Below are 3407 nucleotides of genomic sequence, written 5' to 3'. Positions count from 1 at the left end.
CTTCTTGCGGTACTGCTCCTCGATCTTCCATTCGATCGGCAGGCCGTGGCAGTCCCAGCCCGGCACATAGCGCGCGTCAAAACCCATCATCTGATGCGAGCGCACGATCATGTCCTTGATGGTCTTGTTCAGCGCGTGGCCGATGTGCAGGTGGCCGTTGGCATAGGGCGGGCCGTCATGCAGGGTGAAGGGCTGGCGCGCTTCATCAGAGCCCTTGGCTGCGGCGGCCTTGTCGCGCAGGCGGTCATAGACCCCGATCTCCGCCCAGCGCTGCAGCCAGGCAGGCTCGCGCTTGGGCAGGCCCGCGCGCATTGGGAAGTTGGTTTTGGGCAGGTTCAGGGTGTCTTTGTAGTCAGGCGTCTGAGGCGTGTCGGCGCACATCGGGGGCGTCCTTTGGATGATCAAGGTCGGAAATGGGGATATTCGGTTCGGCGCGATGGCTCAAGCGCCTTTGCCCGGCGGCTCACGTGTTCAGAGCGCCGGGGATATAATTCGAATAATGATGGCCGCGAATAGGGACATGTAAGGCCTTATAGGGTGGTCCCGCCGGAGGGTAAAGCGGCAGATGTGCCGCATTTTGGCGAGGGCGGCAGCGGGCGGAAACGCCCATTCTGCCGGCCGCGGCACCGTCAGCGCACAAGCCAGACGCCCAGATCCGGCCGCGCCAGCATCAGCCACAGAATTGCCAGCACTGCCGCAAAGGCAGGAATGCCGCAAGCAAACCAGATCGCAAACAAGCGGTGATAGCGCGCAGGCAGTTCCTCGCCTGCCGCTGCGGCTGCCCGGGCCAGGTCGCGCAGCTTCAGCTGGATCCAGACCACGGGCAGCCAGAACGCTCCTGTCAGCACGTATAGCCCCAGCGACAACGCCAGCCAGCCTTCGCTGAACGGCCAACCCAACCGCCAGGCCAGAAAACCGCCGGTGATGGGCTGCGCAATCACCGCCGTAGCGGTGAACAGCAGGTCCGCCAGAACCACCACGCCTGCGGTATGGGCAATCAGTCGCGTATCACAGGTGCGGTGCGCCATCAGCATGAAAAAGGCGATCCCTGCCCCGGTGCCCAGCAGCACACAGGCACCGGTCACATGCAGCCAGCGCAGGATCAGATCCGCATCCATCTCAGCGCTCCTGCAGCAATTGATGGGTGATCAGCGCCAGAACGATGCCTGGCAGCACCTTGACCAGAGGTCCCAGCGGATCCGCCCACATCTGCGGTGTAAAGACGCTTGCTGCCAGCATGTAGAAAAGCGAGACCCCTGCCATCCCCAGGCAGGCCCGCGCCGCCCAGGGCCGCCAGAGAATCGCCAGCCCCAAGGCAATATCTGCGAGCGACCAGAATACAACACTTGTCTTGGCCGGGAAACTTCCCCAGCCCTTGGCCATCAGCACATTCGCCGCCGCCTCCAGCTGCCAAAGGCCAATCAGGCCCGACGCCAGCCAAAACAGGCACAGCACTGCCACGGCAATTGGCATCATCAGTGCCATCCGCGCATCCAACCGCTGTTCCCGGCCCGCAGGCAGCGAGTGATAAATAGCCTGCAAAGGGGCCAACCCCACCCCCATCGCCGCGCGATAGGGTTGCGGGTCACCGCACACGCCACTCCGGATTTCAGCAATCGCTGTACTGCGCATTGGCGAGCGCCAGCCGAGGCGGCCCAGAGCATCGGCGCAGGCTGCAATCGGCGGCAGCAGCCAATCCGGCACCCGCAGCGCCATCCGGGCAGGTGCAAACCCCAGCCACTTGCGGGTCTCTGTCAGCACCTCTTCCAGCGTATTCACCTGATCCTCCACCAAATCATAGGTGCCTTGAGGCAGCTTGCCGCCGAGTGCCGCAACCACCGCGGCCGGCAAATCCGCCATCCCGGTGCATTGAACCGGTGCCTGGCCCAGCGCAACCGGCTGCACCAGCGGCACCGCTGCCAGCATCCGCAACAGCCGGGTGCCGCCAAAGGCGCCCTGTCCGATCACCAGCCCGGGGCGCAGGATCCAGGCCGCCGCACCGGAGGTCCGCAAGGCCGCATCGCCCCGGCCCTTGCTGCGCATGAACTCCGTTGCAGCCCCCGGCCCTGCCCCGGCAGCGGAGACCTGCACCACCTTTGGCCCGCAGTCAGCGCAAGCCGCAGCAAGGGCGGCAATAGCCAAGTGATGCACAGCCTCCAGCTCTCCTGGTGCCATGTCCTGCAAGACGCCGGCGCAATTCACTGCCGCGTCCACGCCCTGCAACAGCGGCGTCCAGTCTTCGGGCTGCAGCAGTTGCAGCAAATTGCCCTCCACGAACGGCACGCCCGGCAACACCCGCGCCGCCTGTTCAACACTGCGGCCAAGGCCCGTCACAGCAAACCCGGAGGCTTGCAAGGCCCGGACCACTTCAGCGCCGATAAAGCCATAGGCACCGAGAACCAGAACCCGCCCGATTTTCTCCGCCATAATTCAATACCTTTTGGCAAATCTCCCGCCCACCATAGCGCCAATGCCGCCCAGCGCCAGTGAGGCCGTCTCCCGATTCTGCGGCAGATGCGCCCGGCCTCTTCCTCTTTCCCCGGCTTGCGCCTATTTTTGCCTCTGGCCACTCAGACCGGAGCATCCGATGACCGACGCAAATACCGCAGATCCGCTGGCGCGGTTTGACATCACCGCAAAGGAAATCTCGCGCGTGGTGGCCGTCTTCTATGCCCAAGTGCGAACCCATGAGGTGCTGGGGCCGGTCTTTGCCGCCCATGTCACCGACTGGGTGGAGCATGAGGAAAAGATTGCGGGCTTCTGGCGCAATGCGATCCTGCGGGAGCGGAGCTACAGCGGCAATCCGATGCGGGTGCATGTCTCCCGCCCGGATGTGAAGGCAGTGCATTTTCCGCTGTGGCTGAGCCTGTTCCACGAGGTGCTGCGCGGCGAACTGCCGGAGCGCACCGCGCTGCAGTGGGGCGCTTTGGCGGACCGGATCGGCGAGGGTTTCCGCACCGGCATCGTGGCGATGCGCCAGCCAGCAGACCAGCCGCCGAAACTGTTCTGAGCACCGCCAGCGGGGCGCTCCCGTGCCTGCTGGTGTCCTGGCCATGCCAGAACACCTCAGCAGCCTTGGGCATAGCTCATGCTGCGCATGAGCCTGGAAGCGCGCTACTTCTCCTTGAAAAACAGCCCCGTCAGCGCCCGCTGAATCACTTTGCGCGTCCCGGGTCTGTGGCGCGGTGAAAACGGCATCGGTCGGCAGACCTCCATGGCCGCTATGCCGACGCGCGCGGACAGCGCCCCATTGACCAGCCCCTCGCCGAAGCGGCGGGAGAGTTTGGACAGCACCGATCCGCCCAGCACCGGCTCCAAGAGGTCATCACCCGCAGCCACCGCGCCGGTGGCGGCCAGATGCGCCAGCACCGCGCGGGTCAGCCGCCAGGAGCTGAAGAATCCGGGCC

Annotated in this window: 5 protein-coding genes; 1 reads left to right on the top strand and 4 read right to left on the bottom strand. The window is 65.0% G+C overall.

The annotated features are described in order from the left end of the window. The 3 genes from A2I95_RS28170 to A2I95_RS28160 all read right to left on the bottom strand — a co-directional run. Positions 1-381: class I tRNA ligase family protein (locus tag A2I95_RS28170; protein ID WP_291735231.1), on the bottom strand; the 381-nt coding region annotated here is incomplete at its 3' end. 248 nt (positions 382-629) lie between these two features. Beyond that, the gene (locus A2I95_RS28165) at positions 630-1118 is read right to left on the bottom strand and encodes a DUF2269 domain-containing protein (protein ID WP_027259914.1); all 489 of its coding nucleotides are present in this window, start codon (positions 1116-1118) and stop codon (positions 630-632) included. A gap of 1 nt (position 1119) precedes the next feature. Next, positions 1120-2427 carry an SDR family oxidoreductase gene (locus tag A2I95_RS28160; RefSeq protein WP_291735230.1) on the bottom strand — a complete coding sequence of 436 codons (1308 nt, stop codon included), beginning with the start codon at positions 2425-2427 and terminating at the stop codon, positions 1120-1122. Positions 2428-2587: 160 nt separating this feature from the next. Here A2I95_RS28160 and A2I95_RS28155 point away from each other — a divergent pair, with 160 nt between their 5' ends. Then, positions 2588-3010 carry a group III truncated hemoglobin gene (locus tag A2I95_RS28155; protein WP_291735229.1) on the top strand — a complete coding sequence of 141 codons (423 nt, stop codon included), beginning with the start codon at positions 2588-2590 and terminating at the stop codon, positions 3008-3010. Between the two features lie 104 nt (positions 3011-3114). Here the strand turns inward: A2I95_RS28155 and A2I95_RS28150 are convergent. Further along, on the bottom strand, positions 3115-3407 hold a 293-nt coding region (locus A2I95_RS28150; RefSeq protein ID WP_291735227.1), incomplete at its 5' end, for a YcjF family protein.

The organism is Leisingera sp. F5 (assembly GCF_001593695.1).
Note: the sequence above shows the minus strand (reverse complement) of the source record. Positions and strands in the feature narration are given on the sequence as shown.

Bases quoted from the DNA above. Each gene is read 5' to 3' on its own strand.
- A2I95_RS28165 (WP_027259914.1), bottom strand. From the start codon at position 1,118: ATGGATGCGGATCTGATCCTGCGCTGGCTGCATGTGACCGGTGCCTGT.
- A2I95_RS28160 (WP_291735230.1), bottom strand. From the start codon at position 2,427: ATGGCGGAGAAAATCGGGCGGGTTCTGGTTCTCGGTGCCTATGGCTTT.
- A2I95_RS28155 (WP_291735229.1), top strand. From the start codon at position 2,588: ATGACCGACGCAAATACCGCAGATCCGCTGGCGCGGTTTGACATCACC.